22 protein-coding genes and 3 pseudogenes are annotated in these 20,737 nt (G+C 43.6%); 17 read left to right on the top strand and 8 right to left on the bottom strand.

Features of this window, described 5'->3' with window-relative positions:
• Positions 1-9: 9 nt before the first annotated feature.
• The 10 genes and pseudogenes from tnpA to hisIE all read left to right on the top strand — a co-directional run bounded on the left by tnpA (position 10) and on the right by hisIE (position 7,350).
• Positions 10-465 carry an IS200/IS605 family transposase gene (tnpA, locus tag A6B41_RS08950; RefSeq protein WP_027073993.1) on the top strand — a complete coding sequence of 152 codons (456 nt, stop codon included), beginning with the start codon at positions 10-12 and terminating at the stop codon, positions 463-465.
• Between the two features lie 149 nt (positions 466-614).
• Entirely contained in the window at positions 615-1,703 is a 1,089-nt protein-coding gene (gene hisB / locus A6B41_RS08945) for a bifunctional histidinol-phosphatase/imidazoleglycerol-phosphate dehydratase HisB (RefSeq protein ID WP_027073994.1), read from the top strand.
• Between the two features lie 90 nt (positions 1,704-1,793).
• Positions 1,794-2,483, top strand: coding sequence for a GNAT family N-acetyltransferase (locus A6B41_RS08940; protein ID WP_027073995.1), 690 nt, complete (start codon positions 1,794-1,796; stop codon positions 2,481-2,483).
• A gap of 8 nt (positions 2,484-2,491) precedes the next feature.
• Positions 2,492-3,085: an imidazole glycerol phosphate synthase subunit HisH gene (gene hisH, locus A6B41_RS08935; protein WP_027073996.1), complete on the top strand. Its 594-nt coding sequence runs from the start codon at positions 2,492-2,494 to the stop codon at positions 3,083-3,085.
• A 98-nt stretch (positions 3,086-3,183) separates the two neighbouring features.
• Positions 3,184-4,013 (top strand): annotated as a pseudogene (locus A6B41_RS11195) (BRO-N domain-containing protein).
• Between the two features lie 98 nt (positions 4,014-4,111).
• Positions 4,112-4,522, top strand: a complete 411-nt coding sequence (locus A6B41_RS08920) for an endonuclease domain-containing protein (protein WP_050436779.1) — start codon at positions 4,112-4,114, stop codon at positions 4,520-4,522.
• Between the two features lie 11 nt (positions 4,523-4,533).
• Positions 4,534-5,283: a 1-(5-phosphoribosyl)-5-[(5-phosphoribosylamino)methylideneamino]imidazole-4-carboxamide isomerase gene (gene hisA, locus A6B41_RS08915; RefSeq protein WP_027073997.1), complete on the top strand. Its 750-nt coding sequence runs from the start codon at positions 4,534-4,536 to the stop codon at positions 5,281-5,283.
• Positions 5,265-6,044: an imidazole glycerol phosphate synthase subunit HisF gene (hisF, locus tag A6B41_RS08910; protein WP_027073998.1), complete on the top strand. Its 780-nt coding sequence runs from the start codon at positions 5,265-5,267 to the stop codon at positions 6,042-6,044. The genes hisA and hisF overlap by 19 nt, the downstream gene beginning before the upstream one ends.
• Before the next feature lie 21 nt (positions 6,045-6,065).
• Positions 6,066-6,710 carry a hypothetical protein gene (locus tag A6B41_RS08905; RefSeq protein ID WP_032847338.1) on the top strand — a complete coding sequence of 215 codons (645 nt, stop codon included), beginning with the start codon at positions 6,066-6,068 and terminating at the stop codon, positions 6,708-6,710.
• Positions 6,703-7,350, top strand: coding sequence for a bifunctional phosphoribosyl-AMP cyclohydrolase/phosphoribosyl-ATP diphosphatase HisIE (hisIE, locus tag A6B41_RS08900; protein ID WP_027073999.1), 648 nt, complete (start codon positions 6,703-6,705; stop codon positions 7,348-7,350). The genes A6B41_RS08905 and hisIE overlap by 8 nt, the downstream gene beginning before the upstream one ends.
• Positions 7,351-7,431: 81 nt before the next feature.
• Here hisIE and hslO read toward each other — a convergent pair whose 3' ends face one another.
• Entirely contained in the window at positions 7,432-8,325 is an 894-nt protein-coding gene (gene hslO / locus A6B41_RS08895) for an Hsp33 family molecular chaperone HslO (RefSeq protein ID WP_027074000.1), read from the bottom strand.
• A 214-nt stretch (positions 8,326-8,539) separates the two neighbouring features.
• Positions 8,540-8,950: a ribosome-associated heat shock protein Hsp15 gene (gene hslR, locus A6B41_RS08890; protein ID WP_027074001.1), complete on the bottom strand. Its 411-nt coding sequence runs from the start codon at positions 8,948-8,950 to the stop codon at positions 8,540-8,542.
• Positions 8,951-9,036: 86 nt separating this feature from the next.
• Here hslR and nudE point away from each other — a divergent pair, with 86 nt between their 5' ends.
• The 7 genes and pseudogenes from nudE to A6B41_RS08855 all read left to right on the top strand — a co-directional run bounded on the left by nudE (position 9,037) and on the right by A6B41_RS08855 (position 15,209).
• Positions 9,037-9,576: an ADP compounds hydrolase NudE gene (gene nudE, locus A6B41_RS08885; RefSeq protein WP_027074002.1), complete on the top strand. Its 540-nt coding sequence runs from the start codon at positions 9,037-9,039 to the stop codon at positions 9,574-9,576.
• A gap of 23 nt (positions 9,577-9,599) precedes the next feature.
• Positions 9,600-10,403: a 3'(2'),5'-bisphosphate nucleotidase CysQ gene (cysQ, locus tag A6B41_RS08880; RefSeq protein ID WP_027074003.1), complete on the top strand. Its 804-nt coding sequence runs from the start codon at positions 9,600-9,602 to the stop codon at positions 10,401-10,403.
• A gap of 76 nt (positions 10,404-10,479) precedes the next feature.
• Positions 10,480-11,967, top strand: a complete 1,488-nt coding sequence (zwf, locus tag A6B41_RS08875) for a glucose-6-phosphate dehydrogenase (RefSeq protein ID WP_027074004.1) — start codon at positions 10,480-10,482, stop codon at positions 11,965-11,967.
• 51 nt (positions 11,968-12,018) lie between these two features.
• Entirely contained in the window at positions 12,019-12,717 is a 699-nt protein-coding gene (pgl, locus tag A6B41_RS08870; RefSeq protein ID WP_027074005.1) for a 6-phosphogluconolactonase, read from the top strand.
• 24 nt (positions 12,718-12,741) lie between these two features.
• Positions 12,742-12,858, top strand: a pseudogene (locus A6B41_RS08865) (aspartate/glutamate racemase); the annotation flags it as partial.
• A gap of 168 nt (positions 12,859-13,026) precedes the next feature.
• Positions 13,027-14,481, top strand: a complete 1,455-nt coding sequence (gene gnd, locus A6B41_RS08860; protein ID WP_027074006.1) for a decarboxylating NADP(+)-dependent phosphogluconate dehydrogenase — start codon at positions 13,027-13,029, stop codon at positions 14,479-14,481.
• Between the two features lie 134 nt (positions 14,482-14,615).
• Positions 14,616-15,209 (top strand): SGNH/GDSL hydrolase family protein, encoded by a 594-nt coding sequence (locus A6B41_RS08855; RefSeq protein WP_027074007.1) that lies wholly within the window; start codon positions 14,616-14,618, stop codon positions 15,207-15,209.
• A gap of 70 nt (positions 15,210-15,279) precedes the next feature.
• Here the strand turns inward: A6B41_RS08855 and A6B41_RS08850 are convergent, their stop codons facing one another.
• The 6 genes and pseudogenes from A6B41_RS08850 to A6B41_RS08825 all read right to left on the bottom strand — a co-directional run bounded on the left by A6B41_RS08850 (position 15,280) and on the right by A6B41_RS08825 (position 20,633).
• The gene (locus A6B41_RS08850; protein WP_027074008.1) at positions 15,280-18,144 is read right to left on the bottom strand and encodes a valine--tRNA ligase; all 2,865 of its coding nucleotides are present in this window, start codon (positions 18,142-18,144) and stop codon (positions 15,280-15,282) included.
• 83 nt (positions 18,145-18,227) lie between these two features.
• Positions 18,228-18,800, bottom strand: a complete 573-nt coding sequence (locus A6B41_RS08845; RefSeq protein ID WP_027074009.1) for a hypothetical protein — start codon at positions 18,798-18,800, stop codon at positions 18,228-18,230.
• 204 nt (positions 18,801-19,004) lie between these two features.
• Positions 19,005-19,600 (bottom strand): annotated as a pseudogene (locus A6B41_RS08840) (hypothetical protein).
• Positions 19,590-19,760, bottom strand: a complete 171-nt coding sequence (locus A6B41_RS08835) for a hypothetical protein (RefSeq protein WP_167325175.1) — start codon at positions 19,758-19,760, stop codon at positions 19,590-19,592. Before A6B41_RS08835 ends, A6B41_RS08840 begins: the two are co-directional and overlap by 11 nt.
• A 1-nt stretch (position 19,761) precedes the next feature.
• Complete coding sequence (locus A6B41_RS08830) at positions 19,762-20,196, bottom strand: GNAT family N-acetyltransferase (protein ID WP_032847350.1); 435 nt, start codon at positions 20,194-20,196, stop codon at positions 19,762-19,764.
• Positions 20,196-20,633 (bottom strand): DNA polymerase III subunit chi, encoded by a 438-nt coding sequence (locus A6B41_RS08825; protein ID WP_027074012.1) that lies wholly within the window; start codon positions 20,631-20,633, stop codon positions 20,196-20,198. Before A6B41_RS08825 ends, A6B41_RS08830 begins: the two co-directional genes overlap by 1 nt.
• Positions 20,634-20,737: the final 104 nt, after the last annotated feature.

Genomic DNA, 20,737 nt, shown 5'->3' with positions numbered 1-20,737 from the left:
GGGGTGAAAGTGAGCTACACCAGAAATCTCTACCATATTATTTTTCGGACTAAACAAGGCATACCTGCGATTATGGTTGAACACGAAGAAATTCTCTATCGTTATATTTGGGGCTTTGTGAAACAGCGGAATTCAGTGCTGTATCGAGTAAATGGAATGCCAGATCATATTCATTTGTTTGTAGATTTGCATCCAACCGTTGCAGTTGCTGAATTTGTTCAGCAGCTAAAAAATGGCTCACACTTATTATTGGAAAAACATAAAGCAGAATTTCCACTTTTTGTCGCGTGGTCAAAAGGCTACTGTGCTTTGACTTACAGTGAAAGGGAAAAAGCCAAAATTATTAACTACATTAAAAATCAAAAAATACACCATCAATCTCACTGTTTTGTCGATGAAATGAAGTTTTTATTGCAAGATTCAGGGATAGAGGTTGATGAGCAATATTTTGAGCGGCATTTATAGCCTAGCACGGCATAGCCGTACTAGGTTAGGCATAAGTCAGTCCCTTTGGGACTGAATACAGAGAGGCAAAGCCTCTCACTGATGATTAACCCCATACGCTTTGGCGTATGGGGAAGTAATGGATAAGATAAATACACAGGAGAAACCCAATGCAACCAACCCTTTTCATCGACCGCGACGGCACGCTCATTGACGAGCCAAAAACCGATTTCCAAATCGACAGCTTGGAAAAACTCAAATTTGAGCCGAACGTGATTCCAGCCTTGCTCAAACTCAAAAGCAAATACCGTTTTGTGATGGTCTCGAACCAAGACGGCTTGGGCACGAGTTCGTTCCCACAGGAAGATTTTGATAAGCCGCATAACGCAATGATAGCGTTGTTCAACTCGCAAGGCATTGAATTTGATGATGTCTTGATTTGTCCGCACAAGCCCGAGGACGGCTGCGACTGCCGCAAACCGCACACCAAACTGCTGCAAAAATACATCGACCGCCAACTGTTCGACCCTGCCCACAGCTTTGTGATTGGCGACCGTGCCACCGATATGCAACTGGCGGAAAACTTGGGTATTCGTGCCTTGCAATACCACTCTGAAAAGCTGAACTGGGATTTAATCACTGAAAAATTGCTCGGCGAGCCTGTCACCAACATCGGTGACCGACCAAAGCGCTTTGCCGAAGTAGTGCGCAAAACCAAAGAAACCGACATCAAAGTACAAGTCTGGCTGGACGAAACAGGTACAAACGAAATCAGCACAGGCGTGGGCTTTTTCGACCATATGCTCGACCAAATCGCCACCCACGGCGGTTTCCGAATGAACATCACCACCAAAGGCGATTTGTGGATTGACGAACACCACACGGTTGAGGACACCGCCTTGGCTCTTGGTACGGCATTAAAACAAGCGATTGGCGACAAACGTGGCATCGCCCGTTTCGGCTTCGTACTGCCGATGGACGAATGCAAAGCCGAATGCACAATGGACTTATCGGGTCGCCCGTTCATCAAGTTCAAAGCCGATTTCAAACGCGACAAAGTGGGCGATTTCAGCACCGAACTGACCGAACACTTCTTCCAATCCATCGCCTTCACGCTGCTCGCCACCTTGCACATCAAAGCTTGCGGCTCCAACGACCACCACAAAATCGAAAGCCTGTTCAAAGTGTTTGGCAGAACGCTCAGACAATGTATTCGCATTGAAGGGAATGAATTGCCGAGTAGTAAGGGTGTATTATAGTCACCGTAGGGGCGGGTTTTAACCCGCCCGAAAGTGCGGTTGGAGTTTGCAAAATTTTGGGGGATTTTGACCGCTTGCTAGGAGAAAAAGATGTCATACAACGAATTTAACCAGCCAATAGGCGAGCCATTGTTCGATTATTCATTGGGCGAATTACCGAGCGCTACCTTATTGCAAGGGCGTTTTTGCCGTTTGGAAAAATTGTCGGCGGAAAAACACGGCAGCGATTTATTTGCCGTCTATTCATCGCCGGCACAATATTGGACTTATTTGCCGATTGAGCGTTTTGACGATTTTGCTGCATTGCAGACGTATTTAGTCGAGTTAGAAAAATCGTCCGATCCTTATTATTTTTCGATTATTGATGAGCAGACCAATCAAGCCGTTGGTACATTTGCCTTGATGCGGATTGATCCTAAAAATCGGAGTATTGAGGTGGGCTGGGTGATTTATTCACCAGCATTGCAACGTACGAAAATCGCTACTGAAGCCCAATTCATCTTGGCAAACTATGTTTTTGAAACGCTCCAATACCGCCGTTATGAATGGAAATGCGACCGTCTCAATGAGCCATCGCAAAATGCCGCCAAACGCTTGGGCTTTAGCTACGAAGGCACGTTTCGCCAAGCAGCGGTTTATAAAGAACGAAATCGTGATACGGCGTGGTTTTCAATGTTAGACAGCGAATGGAATCATCACAAAAAGCGCTTTGAAGCGTGGCTTGCAGACGATAATTTTGATGAATACGGCAGACAGAAAAAATCTCTGTCTGCATTATAAGGAACTCTATGACAAATCTCGTCATCATCGACACAGGCTGTGCCAACCTGTCTTCGGTCAAATTTGCTTTTGACCGCCTTGGCATTCAAGCTGAGATCTCCCGAGATCTCAACAAAATCCAATCTGCCGATAAACTGCTGCTCCCCGGTGTGGGAACGGCAATTGCGGCGATGAAAAACCTGCACGATCGCCAACTAATTGAAACGATCCAAAATGCTACCCAGCCAATGCTTGGCATCTGTTTGGGAATGCAGCTGATGACCGAATTTTCGACCGAGGGCGACGTGGCGACTTTGGGTTTAATGGGCGGTAAAACCGAGCTGTTGCCAAATACGGGCTTACCGTTACCGCATATGGGCTGGAACCGTGTGCAGTACCAAGCCGACCATCCGTTATTCCAGGGCATCGAGCAAGGCAGCCATTTCTATTTTGTGCATAGCTACGCCGTCCGCCCGAACGCTCACACTATCGCCACCTGCGACTACGGCGTGCCGTTTTCGGCAGCAATTGCTAATAAAAACTTCTACGGCGTACAGTTCCACCCTGAACGTTCGGGCGAAGCCGGGGCGAAGTTGCTACGGAATTTTGTGGAGAATATCTAATTTTGCGATCCCGATCGCAAAGTTTGAAAATAGCGCTTGATTTCTCCTTTTATTTCGACAAAATTACTGTTAATTTAGCCAGTAAAAGAGAATAAAAAATGAATGAAATCAAACTATTTGAAAACAGCCAAATCCGCTCAGTGTGGGATAATGAAAAGGAAGAATGGTTCTTCTCGGTGGTGGATGTGGTGCAGGTACTGACAGAAAGCAGCAACCCACGCCGCTATTGGAGCGATTTGAAACGCAAAATCAAGGACGAAGAGGGCGGAATTGAACTGTACGAAAAAATCGTACAGTTGAAATTAAAAGCTCCCGACGGAAAAATGCGTGAAACTGATGCCACTGATTTACAAGGCATTTTCCGTATTATCCAGTCTGTGCCGGGCCGTTGAAAATGTGGCTGGCGGAAGTCGGAAGAGAACGGATTGATGAAATTGTTGATCCGGAATTGACTATCGACCGTGCGTTGGAAACCTACTTGAAGAAAGGCTATTCTCGGGAGTGGATTAATCAGCGGCTGCAAGCCATTCAGGTTCGCAAGGAGCTGACGGACGCTTGGCAAGATCACGGCGTGCAGCAAGGCAGAGAGTTCGCTATTCTCACCAATGAAATCACACAGGCGTGGAGCGGAATGACGACTCGCCAATATAAGGATTTCAAAGGGCTGAAAAAGGAAAACTTGCGTGACAATATGAGCACCACCGAGCTGGTGTTGAATATGCTTGAAGCGGCGACTAAAGATATTACTCAAATCAGCCATCCGCAAGGGTTGGGAGAGAACAAAACCGTGGCGAAACGTGGCGGCAATGTGGCAAAAGTCGCCCGAGAAACCTTAGAAGCCGAAACCGGCAAGCCTGTGATTACGCAACAAAATGCGATTGATTTTGCGGCGGTGATGGAACAGGTGGTGAAGCAGGTGAAGAAATAGGTTACGAGTAATCCCCTCGCCCGCTTGCGGGAGAGGGTGGAGCAAATCGAAAGATTTGCGGAGGGAGAGGGGAAAACGATCTCAGCCGGGGGATAAATATGCGAAAAACAGAAACCGCCAATTTGCGACAAAATGCTAAAACTCTGCGTTCCAATATGACAGATGCAGAACGCATTTTATGGTATCACTTACGAGCAAAACGTTTTTGTGGCATAAAGTTTTATCGACAAAAAATTATAGGAAGCTATATTGCTGATTTTCTCTCTTTCAATCCTAAATTAATTATTGAATTAGACGGTTCGCAACATGCTGAACAAATGGAATATGATCGTATTCGTACGGCATATTTAGAAAAACAAGAATTTACCGTTGTCCGTTTTTGGAATGATGAGGTATTGCGGAATATCAATATGGTTTTAGAGGTTATTTATCGCCATATCCCCTCTCCCTCCGAAAATCCTACGGATTTTCTCCACCCTCTCCCGCAAGCGGGCGAGGGGAATATATAACAGGAAAAACAATGAAACACACTCAAATCATCCCCGCCCTGGATTTAATTAACGGGCAAGTGGTGCGGTTGCACCAAGGCGATTATGCCAAACAGACTACCTATACCGATGACCCGATCAATCAGTTTGCCAACTATGTAGCACAGGGGGCGAAGCAGTTGCATTTGGTCGATTTAACGGGGGCGAAAAATCCTGCTGAAAGACAGACCGCACTTATCGGCAAAATCATCGCCGCCACCAACTGCCCAATTCAGGTCGGTGGCGGTATTCGCACCGAGCAAGATGTGGCGGATTTATTGGCGGTGGGGGCGAGCCGTGTGGTGATTGGCTCGACGGCGGTGAAGCAAAGCGCTTTGGTCAAAGGCTGGTTCGAAAAATACGGCGCAGAGAAATTCGTGCTGGCGTTGGACATCAATATCGACCCAAACGGCAACAAAATTATCGCCATCAGCGGTTGGCAAGAGGCGAGTGGTGTGTCGCTTGAAGATCTGATCGAGGATTATCAAACGGTCGGCTTACAACACGTTTTATGCACCGATATTTCCCGAGACGGCACGCTGGCTGGCTCAAACGTGGAGCTGTACCGTGAAATCTGTGCCAAATATCCCGAGATTGAATTCCAATCCTCAGGCGGTATCGGCAATTTGGCGGATATTGCGGCACTCAAAGGCACAGGAGTGGCAGGCGTGATTGTGGGGCGTGCGTTGTTAGAAGGCAAATTTAATGTGGCGGAGGCAATCGAATGTTGGCAAAACGGATAATTCCTTGTTTGGACGTGCGTGACGGGCAGGTCGTCAAAGGCGTGCAGTTCCGCAATCACGAAATCATTGGCGATATCGTGCCGTTGGCTCAGCGTTACGCCATCGAGGGGGCAGACGAGCTGGTGTTTTACGACATCACGGCATCATCAGACGGTCGCACGGTGGATAAAAGCTGGGTGGAGCGTGTGGCACAGGTCATCGACATTCCATTCTGCGTGGCGGGTGGGATTAAAACCATTGCCGATGCAGAGCAGATTTTCGCGTTCGGGGCGGATAAAATTTCGATCAACTCGCCCGCCCTTGCTGATCCTGATTTGATTTCCCGCCTTGCGGATCGTTTTGGCGTGCAGGCGATTGTCGTCGGCATTGATAGCTGGTTTGAAGCCGAGACGGGCAAATACTGGGTCAATCAATACACCGGCGATGAAAAACGCACCCGCCAAACCAATTGGCAGCTGCTCGATTGGGTGGCAGAGGTGCAAAAACGTGGCGCAGGCGAAATCGTACTGAATATGATGAACCAAGACGGCGTGCGTAATGGCTACGATTTAGTGCAACTGAAAAAAGTGCGTGAAGTTTGCCAAGTGCCACTGATCGCCTCGGGCGGAGCGGGCGAAATGGTGCATTTCCGTGATGCTTTTATTGATGCGCAGATCGATGGGGCGTTGGCAGCTAGCGTGTTTCATAAGCAGATTATTAATATTGGTGAGTTGAAGGCGTATTTGGCGGCGGAAGGGGTTGAGATCCGTAAGGTTGATTAATTTCTGAGAAAGTATTAGAAAATGGCAAAATATAAAAAAATAAGAGGAATAAATCGTCGCTTAAAGGCGATTAAAGATTGGAGGGAGAAAAACCTGTTTTTTGATAAAGAAAGCCTATTATCTGAAGATTGTCTATATCTAAAATTTAGGGTTGATCCTTGGAGCCGCTTATCTTTAACAAATTCTGATTATCCTGAACCTAATCATCAATTTAGAGAGATGATAATTGAAGCTTTTTCGGATATTTATGATCTCTGGAAAGAAGAACTAGACAAATTGAATTTAGAGTATTATCTAAAAATTTGGATTATATTTCCTCATTTTCGTGAGAGTCAGCTTGTTTGTGCTATTAATGATAAAATTGATTGGTATAACAATGTTTTTGCAGAAGGAGAGGATATAGTATTTCCTAAGAATAAATTTAGTGAGCAATCGAATAAAATTCTAAATAAATATAATTGGACACACGTTGTTAATATTAATTTGTTAGATGAAGAAAATTATGTAGGGAATGAACAAGATTATGTTTCTCTTCAAGATTATGAAGAAGTAAAAAAGAGATTTGAGCGTTTTTTAAAAACCGAACATAAAACAGTAAATATAGACGGAAAAACATATCATATTGAGAAAATTTGCGATGTTTGGGTCGGAGATAAAAATGGATAATTTTATACAACAAATCAACTGGCAAAAAGTCGATAACCTTCTCCCCGTTATCATCCAAAACGCCCAAACATGTGAGGTGTTAATGCTTGGCTATATGAACGAAGCAGCTCTCATCAAAACCCTAAGCGAAAAGCGAGTTACTTTCTACTCTCGCACCAAACAACGTTTATGGACAAAAGGCGAAACCTCGGGCAATTTCTTGAATGTGGTGGATATGAGCCTCGATTGCGACAACGACACGCTCTTAATCCTCGCCGACCCAATCGGTGAAACCTGCCACACGGGAGCGGAGAGCTGTTTTCATCAATTTGAACACGAGCAGCCTGATTGGATCTTTTTCTCTAAATTAGAACGAACGATCGCCGAGCGTAAAAATGCTGATTTTGAAAGTTCTTACACCGCAAAACTTTACGCCAAAGGCACGCACAAAATTGCCCAAAAAGTCGGCGAAGAAGCTGTGGAAAGCGTGATTGCGGCAATGAAAAATGATCGGGATGAGTTGGTGTCAGAAGTGGCGGATTTAGCCTACCATTTAACGGTGTTATTGCATAATGCAGACTTATCGTGGGCAGAAGTAAATGCCAAATTAAAAGAACGGCATAAAGGCATTGGTTTGCACCCAGAGGGTTCGAATAAGTAAAATGCAAGCGGTCAAATTTCCAGAATATTTTGCAAATTGCAAAAAATCAGGAAAATTCGACCGCTTGTTTAGTTAGATGGCTTAATTTAAGCCTAATGAGCTTAATTTTTCCGCTTCTTCTTTAAAACCTTCAATTGCTGCTTTGTCGAAGAAATATTGCGTACCGCAACATTCGCATTGCATATCGATCACGCCTTGTTTTTCGGCTAACATTTCTTCAATTTCCTCTGCCGGCACAAGTAACAATGCCGAGCCTGAACGTTCTCTTGAGCAGCCGCATTTGAATTCGGTGTCTTGCGGCGGATAGACTTCCACTTGTTCTTCGTGGTAGAGGCGGTAGAGTAGCTCTTCGGCTTCTAAGCCGAATAATTCTTCGTCTTTTACCGTTTCGGTCAGCGTAGCTAAATGCTCGAAATCATCACGAGAGCCTGTGCCGTCCGGCATAATTTGCAGTAACATTCCGCCTGCCACCGCTTTGCCTTCATATTCGCCGTTGCGAATAATGAGATGTGTTTTAAGCTGTTCCGAGCGTTCAAAATAATCTTCCAAACATTCACGAATAGTCGGTTTGTCGAGGGCAATCACACCTTGGTAGCGTTCGCCGTCGGTTGGGATAATTGAAATTACCAACACGCCGTTGCCGATCATTTCAGATAATGTTGCGTTGTCTGCAATATCCGCCTGAATACGGGCTAAAGCACGCAGTTGTTGCTGATCGTTGCCGTTTACCACCACAAGTTTTAATGCTCCGTCACCTTGAATTTGTACGGTAATGGTGCCGTTAAATTTCATTGTCGCGGTTAAAAGGCTGGTGGCAACTAACATTTCGCCCAATAAATTTTGCACCGCTTTCGGGTAGTGGTGAGTGTTGAGGGTTTCGGTGAAGGTGTTGTTTAAACGCACCCATTCGCCACGCACTGCTCGTTCTTTGAATAAGTAGCGGTAAAGTTTATCGTTGTCTTTGGTATAACTCATTGTGTTTCCTAGTCTGCAAGCGGTTGATTTTTGGTAAATTTTTGCACAAACGCTTGCGTTTGAACGTCGGCTCTGCCGACAGCACGAAGTGCGAGCGTAGCGAGTAAAAAATTACCGCTTGTAAAAATAAAAAGGTGAGCAAATTGCCCACCGTGCTTCGCTGCTTCACAATATAAGGGCAATTTTGCGAATTACAAGGGCTAATTGTCATCGTTTAGCTAAATTCTTGCTCTTTAAATTTAATTAAATCCCGTCGCTCTTTTTTGTTTGGTCGACGGTCCGGGTGGGGCATGGAAAGCGCATTGGCTTTGCGGGCAAATGCCATTGCCTCTCGGTGTTTGATACTTTTTTCCGTTTCTTGGTAGAGCAGTTGTGCCTCGGGCGCTCCACGGCGTTGGTCGCTTAAGGCAAGTACCTCCACCTCTTTTTCTTCATTGCCTTGGCGAAGCTTGATAATTGCTCCAACTTCGACTGCTTTGCTGACTTTCGCACGTTGTCCGTTGTAATGTACTTTTCCGCCTTCAATCATTGCTTTTGCAATAGAGCGGGTTTTATAGAAGCGAGCAGCCCAGAGCCACTTATCTAAACGGACTTCGCTATCGTCTTTTTCATTTTTATTTTTCATTTTCTGCCTTAAAATCAAAACAATGTAAGAATAATAGAGATAAAGTCTGATTTTTCAACTAAAATAACTCAAAAAGGTGAGATAAAATGACCAAACTTCTTCCTGAAATTTTAAAAATTGAAACTATTGCGAAAACTCGCATTTTTGAGGTGCAAGCAGTTGATTTGCGTTTTTCAAACGGTGAGGAGCGGACTTATGAGCGTTTAACACCGCAACGCCGTTCTTCCGTGTTAGTGATACCTATCCAAAATAATGAGCTGATTTTCATTAAAGAGTATGCGGTGGGCTCTGAGCGTTATGAATTGAGTTTTCCGAAAGGGATTGTTGATTTAGGAGAGGAGCCAGTTGAAAGTGCGAATCGAGAATTACAGGAAGAAATTGGTTTCGGGGCAAGAAAACTGGCATTTTTGCGTTCACTTTATAGTGGCCCAAGTCATATGTATGGTTTAATGCACGTGTTTGTGGCGGAAGATTTATACCCCTCTCAATTAGAAGGTGATGAGCCGGAACCTTTGGAAATTGTACGTTATCCGCTTGATAAGATGGATGAATTGCTGGCGGATGCGTGTTTTGCGGAAGCTCGAAATTTATCAGCGTTATTTATGCTAAGAGATTATTTAAAATAAAAATAAGCCTTTCGGAGGCAATTATGCAAACTTTAAATCAAACATTACTTGATACTATTATCGCTCTTGCTAAGGAAGCCGGTGAGCATTTAAAACAATTTTATGCTCGCTCGGTTGAGATCACAATTAAGGCTGATGACACACCGGTCACAGAAGCAGATTTATTTATTAGCCAATTTATTACCCAGCATTTACAGCAACTTACGCCGAACGTGCCGGTGTTGTCGGAAGAGAGCTGTGATATTCCCTTAACAGAACGCCATCAATGGCAAGAATACTGGATTATTGATCCATTAGATGGCACACAGCAATTTATTAATCGAACTGATCAGTTTTCGATTGTGATTGGTTTAGTGCAGGAAAATCAGCCTGTTTTGGGCGTTATTTATGCCCCAATTCTTGATAAGCTTTATTTCGCAATGGCTGGCGGTGGTGCATTTTTGCAAGAAAATGGCAAAATTCGACCGCTTGTAAAATCAGTCTTTAATGAAAATGCACTGGTAGTTGCAGTAGGTAGCCGGCATCATTCGGATAAAGCAAATCAAGCATTGGTAAAAAGTGGAGTAAGCTTTTTGCAATATGGTTCAAGCAGCTTAAAAGCAGGGCTGGTTGCTGAAGGCAAAGCTGATTGTTATATCCGTTTTGGTGATACAGGAGAATGGGATACTGCCGTGGCGGAAGTGCTACTTAAAGAAGTCGGAGGAGCTATTTTTGATTTTAATTTTTCGCCATTAACTTATAATCAGCGTGAAAGCTTAATTAATCCTTACTTTTTGATGGTTGCAGATAAAAAACAACAATGGGATAAAATATTTTTATTCAAATAAGGGATTCCCATTAGCAATTTTTATGATAATCTTGCAACATTAAACAATATTTTAACAAATACAGGATATATAGAAGATGAATGCTGAAAATAGTTGTGTGGTCATTTTTGGTGCCTCCGGCGATTTGACTTTTCGTAAATTAATTCCCGCCCTTTATAATTTATATAAAATCGGAAGACTCGGTGAGCATTTCTCAGTATTAGGTGTTTCTCGTTCAGAATTGACAGATGAGTTATTTCGCCAAAAAATGCGTGATGCTCTGGTAAAGTTTGAAAAAGCAAGCGGTCCAAAATTAGATGAATTTTGCGAGCACCTTTATTATCAAGCTGTGAATACCTCAGATGCGGTGGATTACGCTAAGTTGTTACCTCGCCTAGACGAATTACACGATAAATATCAAACTTGCGGTAATACACTTTACTACCTTTCAACGCCACCAAGCTTATATGGTGTGATTCCTGAATGTTTAGCGGCTCACGGCTTAACCACTGAAGAATTTGGTTGGAAGCGTATTATTGTGGAGAAACCGTTCGGCTATGATATTGAAACGGCAAAAAAATTAGACGTTCAAATTCATAAATGCTTTGAAGAGCACCAAATTTATCGTATTGATCACTATTTAGGTAAAGAAACTGTTCAAAACTTATTGGTTTTACGCTTCTCTAACGGCTTATTTGAACCACTTTGGAACCGTAATTTTATTGATTATGTAGAAATTACCGGAGCGGAATCTATCGGTGTAGAAGACCGCGGCGGTTATTATGATGATTCCGGCGCAATGCGTGATATGTTCCAAAACCATTTGCTGCAAGTATTAGCGATGGTTGCGATGGAGCCTCCTGCAATTATTAATGCAAACTCAATGCGTGATGAAGTGGCGAAAGTATTGCACTGTTTGCATCCGTTATCGGAAGAAGACGTGAAAAACGATGTAATTTTAGGTCAATACGCAAGAGGCACGGTCGATGGTGAAGAAGTGGCGGGCTATTTAGAAGAAAAAGGTGTGCCGGCAGATTCCAATACTGAAACCTTTATGGCGGTGAAATGTGAAATCGACAATTGGCGTTGGGCGGGCGTGCCGTTCTACGTGCGTACCGGTAAACGCTTGCCGACCCGTGTGACCGAAATTGTAATCCACTTTAAAACCACACCACACCCGGTATTCAGCCAAAATGCACCGGAAAATAAATTGATTATCCGTGTTCAGCCGGATGAGGGTATTTCAATGCGTTTCGGTTTGAAAAAACCAGGTGCTGGCTTTGAGGCAAAAGAAGTGTCAATGGATTTTCGTTACTCCGATTTAAGCACTGCTTCCAGCCTATTAACCGCCTACGAGCGTTTATTACTTGATGCGTTAAAAGGTGATGCTACCTTGTTTGCCCGTACCGATGCCGTACACGCCTGCTGGCGATTTGTTCAGCCGATTTTAGACTATAAAGCTAACCGTGGCCGAGTGTATGAATATGAAGCGGGTACTTGGGGACCGACAGAGGCTGATAAACTCATTGCCAGACATGGCAAAGTGTGGCGGAAACCGTCTGGTACGTTAAAAAAGAAAGTGTAAATTTTTTAGTTCCCCTCTTTGAGCTAAGAGGGGGATATAACGAGGCAAATTATGAATAAAGTTATTTTCCCAACTGCCCAAGCTGCGGTAGAACAAATCGCACAGGAATTTGTGGAATACAGCCAACAAAACCGCCCTGTGCATATTTCACTTTCCGGTGGTTCAACGCCTAAATTATTATTTAAAACTTTGGCACAAGCCCCCTTTAATACTGAAATTCAGTGGCAAAATCTGCATTTCTGGTGGGGTGATGATCGTATGGTTCACCCAACCGATCCTGAAAGCAATTACGGCGAAGTACAAAAATTATTATTTGACCACATTAACATCCCAGCGGAAAATATCCACCGCATTCGTGGCGAAGAAAATGTGGAACAAGAACTTGCAAGATTTTCGGCAGAATTGACCGCTTGTGTGCCGAATCTCACTTTTGATTGGATTATTTTGGGCATGGGGAATGATGGGCATACCGCTTCACTTTTCCCACACCAAACTGATTTTGCCGATCAAAATATTGCTGTGATCGCCAAACACCCCGAAACAGGGCAAATCCGTATTTCAAAAACGGCATCGCTAATCGAAAAAGCCAAACGGATTACCTATTTGGTGACAGGGGCAAGCAAAGCGGAAATTTTAAAAGAAATTCAAACCACACCAGCAGAAAATCTGCCTTATCCGGCTGCCAAAATTCAGGCGAAAAATGGCGTGACGGAGTGGTATTTGGATAGCGATGCAGCACAGCTTTTATAAGAAAAGAATATGAAAACACTTGGTATTTTAGGCTGTACTGAAATCGGTTTATTAATTCAGCAGAATGACTGCCAGTTACCGTTTTTTGATACAGCTGAGTTACATAGCCAAATGGCAGTGGATTTTATTTTAGAGCAATAAATTTCGGCATTAGTGAGAGTGCAAAATAACATTTACAAGCGGTCAAATTAGCAAAAAATTTTACACAAACGCTCGCGTTTGAACATCGGCTTTGCCGATGGCACGAAGTGCGAGCGAAAGCGATAAATTCGACCGCTTGCACAGAATCAAAACTAACAGGAGAAAACAATGTCAGTAAAAGGCGACATCGGCGTTATCGGTTTAGCGGTAATGGGCCAAAACTTAATTTTGAATATGAACGACAACGGCTTTAAAGTAGTGGCGTATAACCGCACGACTTCAAAGGTGGATGAGTTCTTAGAAGGTCCGGCAAAAGGTACTAATATTATCGGAGCTTATTCTCTGGAGGATTTAGCTGCTAAGTTAGAAAAACCACGCCGTGTAATGCTTATGGTACGTGCCGGTGAGGTAGTGGATCAATTTATTGAGGCGTTAGTGCCACATTTAGAAGAAGGTGATATCATTATTGATGGCGGTAATTCAAATTATCCGGATACCAATCGTCGTGTGCAAGCTTTAGCTGAAAAAGGCATTCGCTTTATTGGCTCCGGTGTTTCCGGTGGTGAAGAAGGCGCTCGCCACGGACCATCTATTATGCCGGGTGGTGATGAATCTGCATGGCCACATGTGAAACCTATTTTCCAAGCGATTTCAGCCAAAACCGAACAAGGTGAGCCTTGCTGTGATTGGGTTGGTCGTGATGGAGCAGGTCATTTTGTGAAAATGGTTCATAACGGTATTGAGTACGGCGATATGCAGTTAATCTGTGAAGCTTATCAGTTCTTAAAAGACGGTTTAAGCTTAAGCTATGATGAGATGCATGAAATCTTCAAAGAATGGAAAAATACCGAGTTAGATAGTTATTTAGTGGATATTACCACCGATATTCTTGCTTATAAAGATGAAGATGGCGAGCCATTAGTTGAGAAAATTCTTGATACCGCAGGACAGAAAGGTACAGGTAAATGGACAGGAATCAACGCGCTTGATTTCGGTATTCCATTAACCTTGATTACCGAATCGGTATTTGCTCGTTGTGTTTCTGCTTTCAAAGATCAACGTTTGGCAGCCTCAAGACTGTTCAATAAAGAAATCGGTAAAGTTGAAGGCGATAAAAAAGAGTGGGTGGAAGCAGTTCGCCGTGCATTATTGGCTTCAAAAATTATCTCTTATGCACAAGGCTTTATGCTAATTCGTGAAGCTTCCGAACAATTCGGTTGGGATATTAACTACGGTGGTACGGCATTATTATGGCGTGAAGGCTGTATTATTCGCAGCCGTTTCTTAGGCAACATTCGTGATGCATATGAAGCGAACCCATATTTAGTGTTCTTAGGCTCTGACCCATACTTCAAAGATATTTTAGAACACTGCTTGGCAGATTGGCGTAAAGTAGTGGCGAAATCAATTGAAATCGGTTTACCTGTGCCATGTATGGCATCTGCGATTACTTTCTTAGATGGCTATACTTCAGCTCGTTTACCGGCAAACTTATTACAAGCCCAGCGTGACTATTTCGGTGCACATACCTATGAGCGTACTGATAAACCACGCGGCGAGTTCTTCCATACTAACTGGACAGGCCGTGGCGGTAACACCGCTTCAACCACTTACGATGTCTAATTAATCTTTTTAAGCCACTTGATGTAATATTAAGTGGCTTTTTTATAGGGATTTTTTTCAATATATCTTGGAGTGAATATTGCTCGATGTGTATAATAATGGAGTAATATTTCAGCTATATTTAAGGAGAATCTATGCTCACCGATCAAGATATTTTTAACCGCTATCAAACTAAAGAGGCAGAATTTAAAAAACGGGCAGATATTACCCTTATCGGGCATTCTTTATTCGATATGTGGGGCGATATGGAATACGGCACACCGAATTTAGCTGGGCAAAGTGTGGCGAATTTAGGCTTATCCGGCACCAGTACCCGTCAATATTTAGATGTGATCATTAAGCCAAACCGCATTCAACATGTCGGTAAAAACGTCTTTATTTTCTTAGGCGTGAACGATATCGTTAAAGAGCCGGACTATTCACCAAAACAAGTGTTGGATTGGATTGAGGGAATCTTGGCGCATTTAAAACAACTTTCTCCAGATTCCCGCTACTTCTTGTTAGAGGCAACACCGGTTAATAATATCGCTACTACCGATAATCCGGCAATTAAAGAGATGAATGCCTATTTTGAGGCTCATTGTCCGTCTGAGCTAACTTATGTGAAAACATGGCAGCATTTCGCCAACAAAGAAGGAAAACTTGACTTGAGCTTATGTCACGATGGATTGCACTTTACCCAAGAGGGATATGATCGTTTAAAAGCGATTTTGGAAGCATATTTGTAGTTTATAGTCAGAAATAGCAAGCGGTCAGTTTTTTGCAAAATTTTACAAAATTCTGACCGCTTGTGTTCAATTAGAGTGCTTCAATTTCTTGATACTGCACCTGCAATTTAGTAAGTCCCGAAAGATACTCTTGCATTTTTTCACGCTCTTTGGCGATAACTTGCTCCGGGGCCTTTGCCACAAAGGCTTCGTTGGAGAGTTTGCCTTCGATGCGAGCGACTTCACCTTTGAGTTTTTCCATCTCTTTGGTTAAGCGGGATAACTCGGCTTCTTTGTTAATAAAGCCGGCCATTGGGATCAGGATCTCGCCATTTGCCACCAATTTCGCTACCGATAGCGGAGCATTTTCGCCGGTTTCCAGCACTTTCACGCTATCAAGTTTCGCCATGGATTTGAGCAATACTTCGTTAGCATTCAGAATTGCCACTTCGTCCGCCGAGAAGTTACGGGCAATCAGGTCTAAGCCTTTACTTGGGGCAATATTGCTTTCTGCACGAATGTTACGCACCGCCACAATCACCTCTTTAATGAAGTTGATTTGGTTTTCAGCTTGTTCATCAATCGCAAGCGGGTCAAATTGTGGGAATTTTTGCAACATAATGGTATCTGCGGAAATCGCCAAGAAGCCTTTCACTTTCTGCCAGATCTCTTCGGTGATAAACGGCATTACCGGGTGAATTAAACGCAGTAATTTTTCTAACACATTCACCAGCGTGCGGCTTGCCCCACGGCGTTGTGCGTCTGTACCTTTGAAGAAGATCGGTTTGGTCAGCTCCAAGTACCAGTCACAGAATTGATCCCACGTAAATTCGTAGATCGCATTTGCCACTAAGTCAAAACGGTATTGGCTGAGTGCGGTGCGGAAAGTTTCCACCGTACGGTTGAATTGGCTTTCAATCCAACGATCCGCAAGGCTGTATTCCACTTCACCTTCGCTTAAATCGAGTTTGTCGTTAGTCAGCACATAACGGCTTGCATTCCACAATTTATTGCAGAAGTTACGGTAGCCTTCTAGGCGTTTCATATCCCAGTTGATGTCTCGACCGTTGCTCGCCAAGGCGGTGAGCGTGAAACGCAATGCGTCCGTACCGTGTGCAACAATGCCGTCCGCAAACTCTTTGCGAGTCGCTTTGGCGATTTTCTCGGCAAGCTGTGGCTGCATCATATTGCCCGTGCGTTTTTCCAAGAGAGCTTCAAGGGAAATACCGTCGATCATATCAATCGGGTCTAGCACATTACCTTTCGATTTGGACATTTTCTGCCCTTGCTCGTCACGAATCAGACCAGTTACATACACGGTTTTGAACGGCACTTGCGGTTTGCCGTTTTCATCTTTGATGAAGTGCATGGTGAACATAATCATACGAGCCACCCAGAAGAAGATGATGTCAAAACCGGTGATTAACACATCGGTCGGGTGGAACATTTTGAGTTCTTTGGTCTGTTCCGGCCAGCCAAGGGTGGAGAATGTCCACAAGCCTGATGAGAACCAAGTGTCTAGTACGTCTTCGTCTTGTTTTAATGGCAAGTCCGCTGGTAAGTTGTGCTTCGCACGCACTTCTGCTTCATTACGAGCGACATAGACGTTTCCTTGCTCGTCATACCACGCTGGGATACGGTGTCCCCACCAAAGTTGGCGAGAGATACACCAGTCTTGGATATCACGCATCCAAGAGAAGTAGAGATTTTCGTACTGTTTCGGCACGAATTGGATTTCGCCGTCTTCCACCGCTTTGGTCGCCACTTCCGCCAAAGGTTTAACAGAAACGTACCATTGGTCGGTTAGCATTGGCTCAATCGGCACGCCACCACGGTCGCCATACGGCACTTTTAAGTCGTGCGGTTTGATTTGATCGAGCAAGCCCAACGCTTCAAAATCAGCCACGATTTTCTTACGAGCCACAAAACGCTCTAAGCCTTGATAGTCGGCAGGAATTGGAGCTTCGTAGCCTGCAAGTGGTTTGCCGTCTGTGCCTATAATTTCGGCTTCTGCACGAATATCGGCATTCAGTGTCAGAATATTTACCATCGGCAAGCCGTGTCGTTTGCCCACTTCGTAGTCGTTGAAATCGTGTGCTGGAGTAATTTTCACCACGCCTGTACCGAACTCACGATCCACATACTCGTCGGCAATAATTGGAATCTCACGGTTGGCAAGCGGTAGCACGACCGTTTTGCCAATCAGCGATTGATAACGCTCATCTTCGGGGTGAACGGCAACCGCTGTATCGCCCAACATCGTTTCAGGACGGGTAGTTGCCACCACCAAATAATCCAAGCCGTCCGCCGTTTTCGCACCATTGGCAAGCGGATAGCGGAAGTGCCAGAGCGAGCCTTTGCTCTCTTTGTTTTCCACTTCCAAGTCAGAAATCGCCGTATGCAGTTTCGGATCCCAGTTTACCAAGCGTTTGCCACGGTAAATCAAGCCCTCATCAAACAGGCGAACGAAGACTTCTTTCACCGCATTAGACAAGCCCTCGTCCATCGTAAAACGCTCACGATCCCAGTCAATCGAGTTGCCCAAGCGACGCATTTGCTGGCTGATTGTACCGCCCGAATAGGCTTTCCAATCCCAAATTTTGTTGATAAACGCCTCACGACCATAATCGTGACGGGTTTTACCCTCTTCGGCCGCGATTTTACGCTCCACCACCATTTGAGTCGCAATCCCTGCGTGGTCAGTCCCCGCTTGCCAAAGGGTGTTGTTGCCTTCCATACGGTTGAAACGGATTAAGGTATCCATCAACGTCTGCTGGAAAGCGTGCCCCATATGCAACGAGCCAGTCACATTCGGCGGCGGAATCGCGATACAGTAGCTTGGTGCTGATAAATCTTCGCTCGGTTTAAAATAGCCTTGCGATTCCCAGTGTTGGTAGAGCGCTTGCTCTACAGCGGAAGGGTTGAAACGGTCTTCCATTTTGAAGTTTTGGGTCATTTTTTAGTCTCTTTTGTAGGGTGGTTTCAGCCCACCATATTTACTTAAAATTGAAATGGTGGGTTAAATTCCACCTTATGAAACTAGTTTATTAATTTAATAAGCTCAATTATTTTTTGTTCAATTTTCTGATTTTCTTCTTGACAGGGATCTACATATTCTTCTTTTCCATCCAAGGGCTCTATCCAACTAATACCACAAATTTTCTTTTGACTTTCTAATTTATTAATTTGATCTTCAATAAGAGCATTTTTTGTTTTTGGTCTATTTTTGATTACTTGGGTAGATTTCTTTATTTGATTATAGCTATTCTCTAAAATTTTATATTCTTTATTTATAGTTTGATTCCGATTAGTTAATTCTTTTAATAAACTATTACTTTTTTCTAATTCTGCTTGAATATTTTCAAGTTTATTTCTGAATAGTTTATTATCATCTTTTAAAATAGAATTTTCTCTCTTAATTTCTTCATGTTCTTGTTTCAATTCGGTGTATTCATCTTTAAATGGTTTAAGGTATTCAATATTCTTATTTAAGGCTTCAGTATGTTCTGAATTGATATATTGCATAAGACTAAACATTCCTATTGCGTCTGCAAGGCAGCTATTAAAGACCCAAACAATCGGCCGTTTTTTAATATGTTCATCGAAACTCATATTTTTCCCTGGTAGCGTTCGCCTCTGACGGAGTGGTTTATTTTCAGTAATTTTTGCAAAATTTTACCTAAATCCAACCGCTTGTCACCCCACACGAGCCGTGTGGGGTTACGCATAGTTGAGCCACGCTGTGGCTCTTTATTCTTTCTAAATTACAGCCCCAGCGGAGCTGGGATGGGATTATCGAGCCTAGCACGGCTCGTGCTAGGCAGTCTTAAATCCTAATTCCACTACTTCATCACAAAGCTGATTGCACCAATTGGGTATTTTTTTCTGAAATTTTTGTTATTTTCTTATCCGCAATTTGGAAAATCAAATTCGGCTTTGTTTCTGAATTATCATAAATTAGCGTTTCATCATTGATAAAAATTGCTTCAATTAAAATTTTAACGACTGATGTGATAACGCTTTCTAATCGTTTCTTCATCAATAAAATGCCCGCTGGCTTTCACTATTGCTTTTACCCGTTCAATGTTAATGTCAGGGTCATCAACGCCAATATAATTTAGCCGAGTTCTGAAATTTCCTGCCTTGGCATTTTCCATTCGTTTTAGAATAGATTTGCCTGAAAGTGTCGATTCCATTGAAAATGCAATCTGATTTTTTACTGCAAACTAAAATAGCTTGATTGCTTTTCTACCTGCTTCAATATCGGCTAATCTTGGATTGAGTGGGTTAATCTGCATCGCGATGTTATCCGAATCAATCACAATTTCGACTTTATCTTGATTGAAAGCACGCAACGTAGATTTCCCGGCTCCATTGGTGCCATAGTAAAAAATTGCCAGACTATTGTGCATATTTAATCACTTTTTCTGTACCGTCTGGATAATGCTGAATCAAATCCCCATTTTCTCGGCGATACGTCAGCACTTCGTGCTTTTTCTTTTCTTCAAACCACGCGGTAAAGAGGATATCCAGCTCTCGTTGTTTTTTGAGTAATTCTTCACGGCTTGTCATTTTATTTCTCCCAAACCATATCCAAATGCGGTATCCCATCCTCCAAATACATATCCGACACCGCTTTGAAGCCAAAACTGTCATAAAACCCTTGCAGATAGCTTTGGGCTTGGGCGTGGATGGGTTGAGCGGGGAAATGCTCACGGCTGTAATCCATTGCTTTCTGAACCAATTCCCTTGCCAAGCCTGAGCCACGAGCTTCTTTTGCCACCAACACTCTGCCAAGATGTACGCCGTCATCACTTGGAATCAGGCGGCAGTAAGCGGTCAGATTGTTTGCATTTTTTGCAAAGAAATGCACCGCTTGCAGGTCTTTGTCATCGACTTCTTGGTATGGGCAGTTTTGCTCAACCACAAACACCGCTGTGCGGAGTTTGTAGATGTCAAACAGTTCGAGCGTAGTTAGTTCATCGAAACCTTTGGTGTGCCACAGCATTAAGCATTCTCCGTACTCAACTGCCAGCCCATTTGGCGGTACTGCTTATAACGCTCACGGGCTATCGCTTTTTCAGCTTCATCGGTCGGCACAAAATCGATCACTTGGTTGAAACTTGCTACGAAATTCGGGATTTGGCGTTGCAGCGAAATCAGCAGATCGCGATGTTGTGCATTGCGTTTGCCTTTCCACGAAATTTCAACCGGTGTGGCGTAGGTGGTGATTTCACCCGATAAATTATGTGGTACAAAGGAGTCCGGTTCTCTTGCCCAGAGTGCTTCATCAATATTCATCGCTTGTTGTTCGGTTTCACAGGCAATTAGCACACGCTTGCCGGTTCTCCAAGCTTGAGCGGCTAGCTCGCAGGCTTGAATTTCAGCGGCAGATATCTCGGCTAAATCAGCCTGACTTAATAGATAAAATTGCACCTGTTTCACAGAATATTCCCAAACAATCTCTTGATGTATTTAAACGGTAGATTTTAGCTGAAAATCAGTGAAATATGAAATCTAAGCGGCATTTTTTGTAAAAAATATGCGAA

Source organism: Mannheimia granulomatis, assembly GCF_013377255.1.
GTDB classification, from domain to species: Bacteria; Pseudomonadota; Gammaproteobacteria; order Enterobacterales; family Pasteurellaceae; genus Mannheimia; species Mannheimia granulomatis.
The sequence above is the reverse complement of the archived record's forward strand: the minus strand, read 5'-3'. Positions and strand labels throughout refer to the sequence as shown.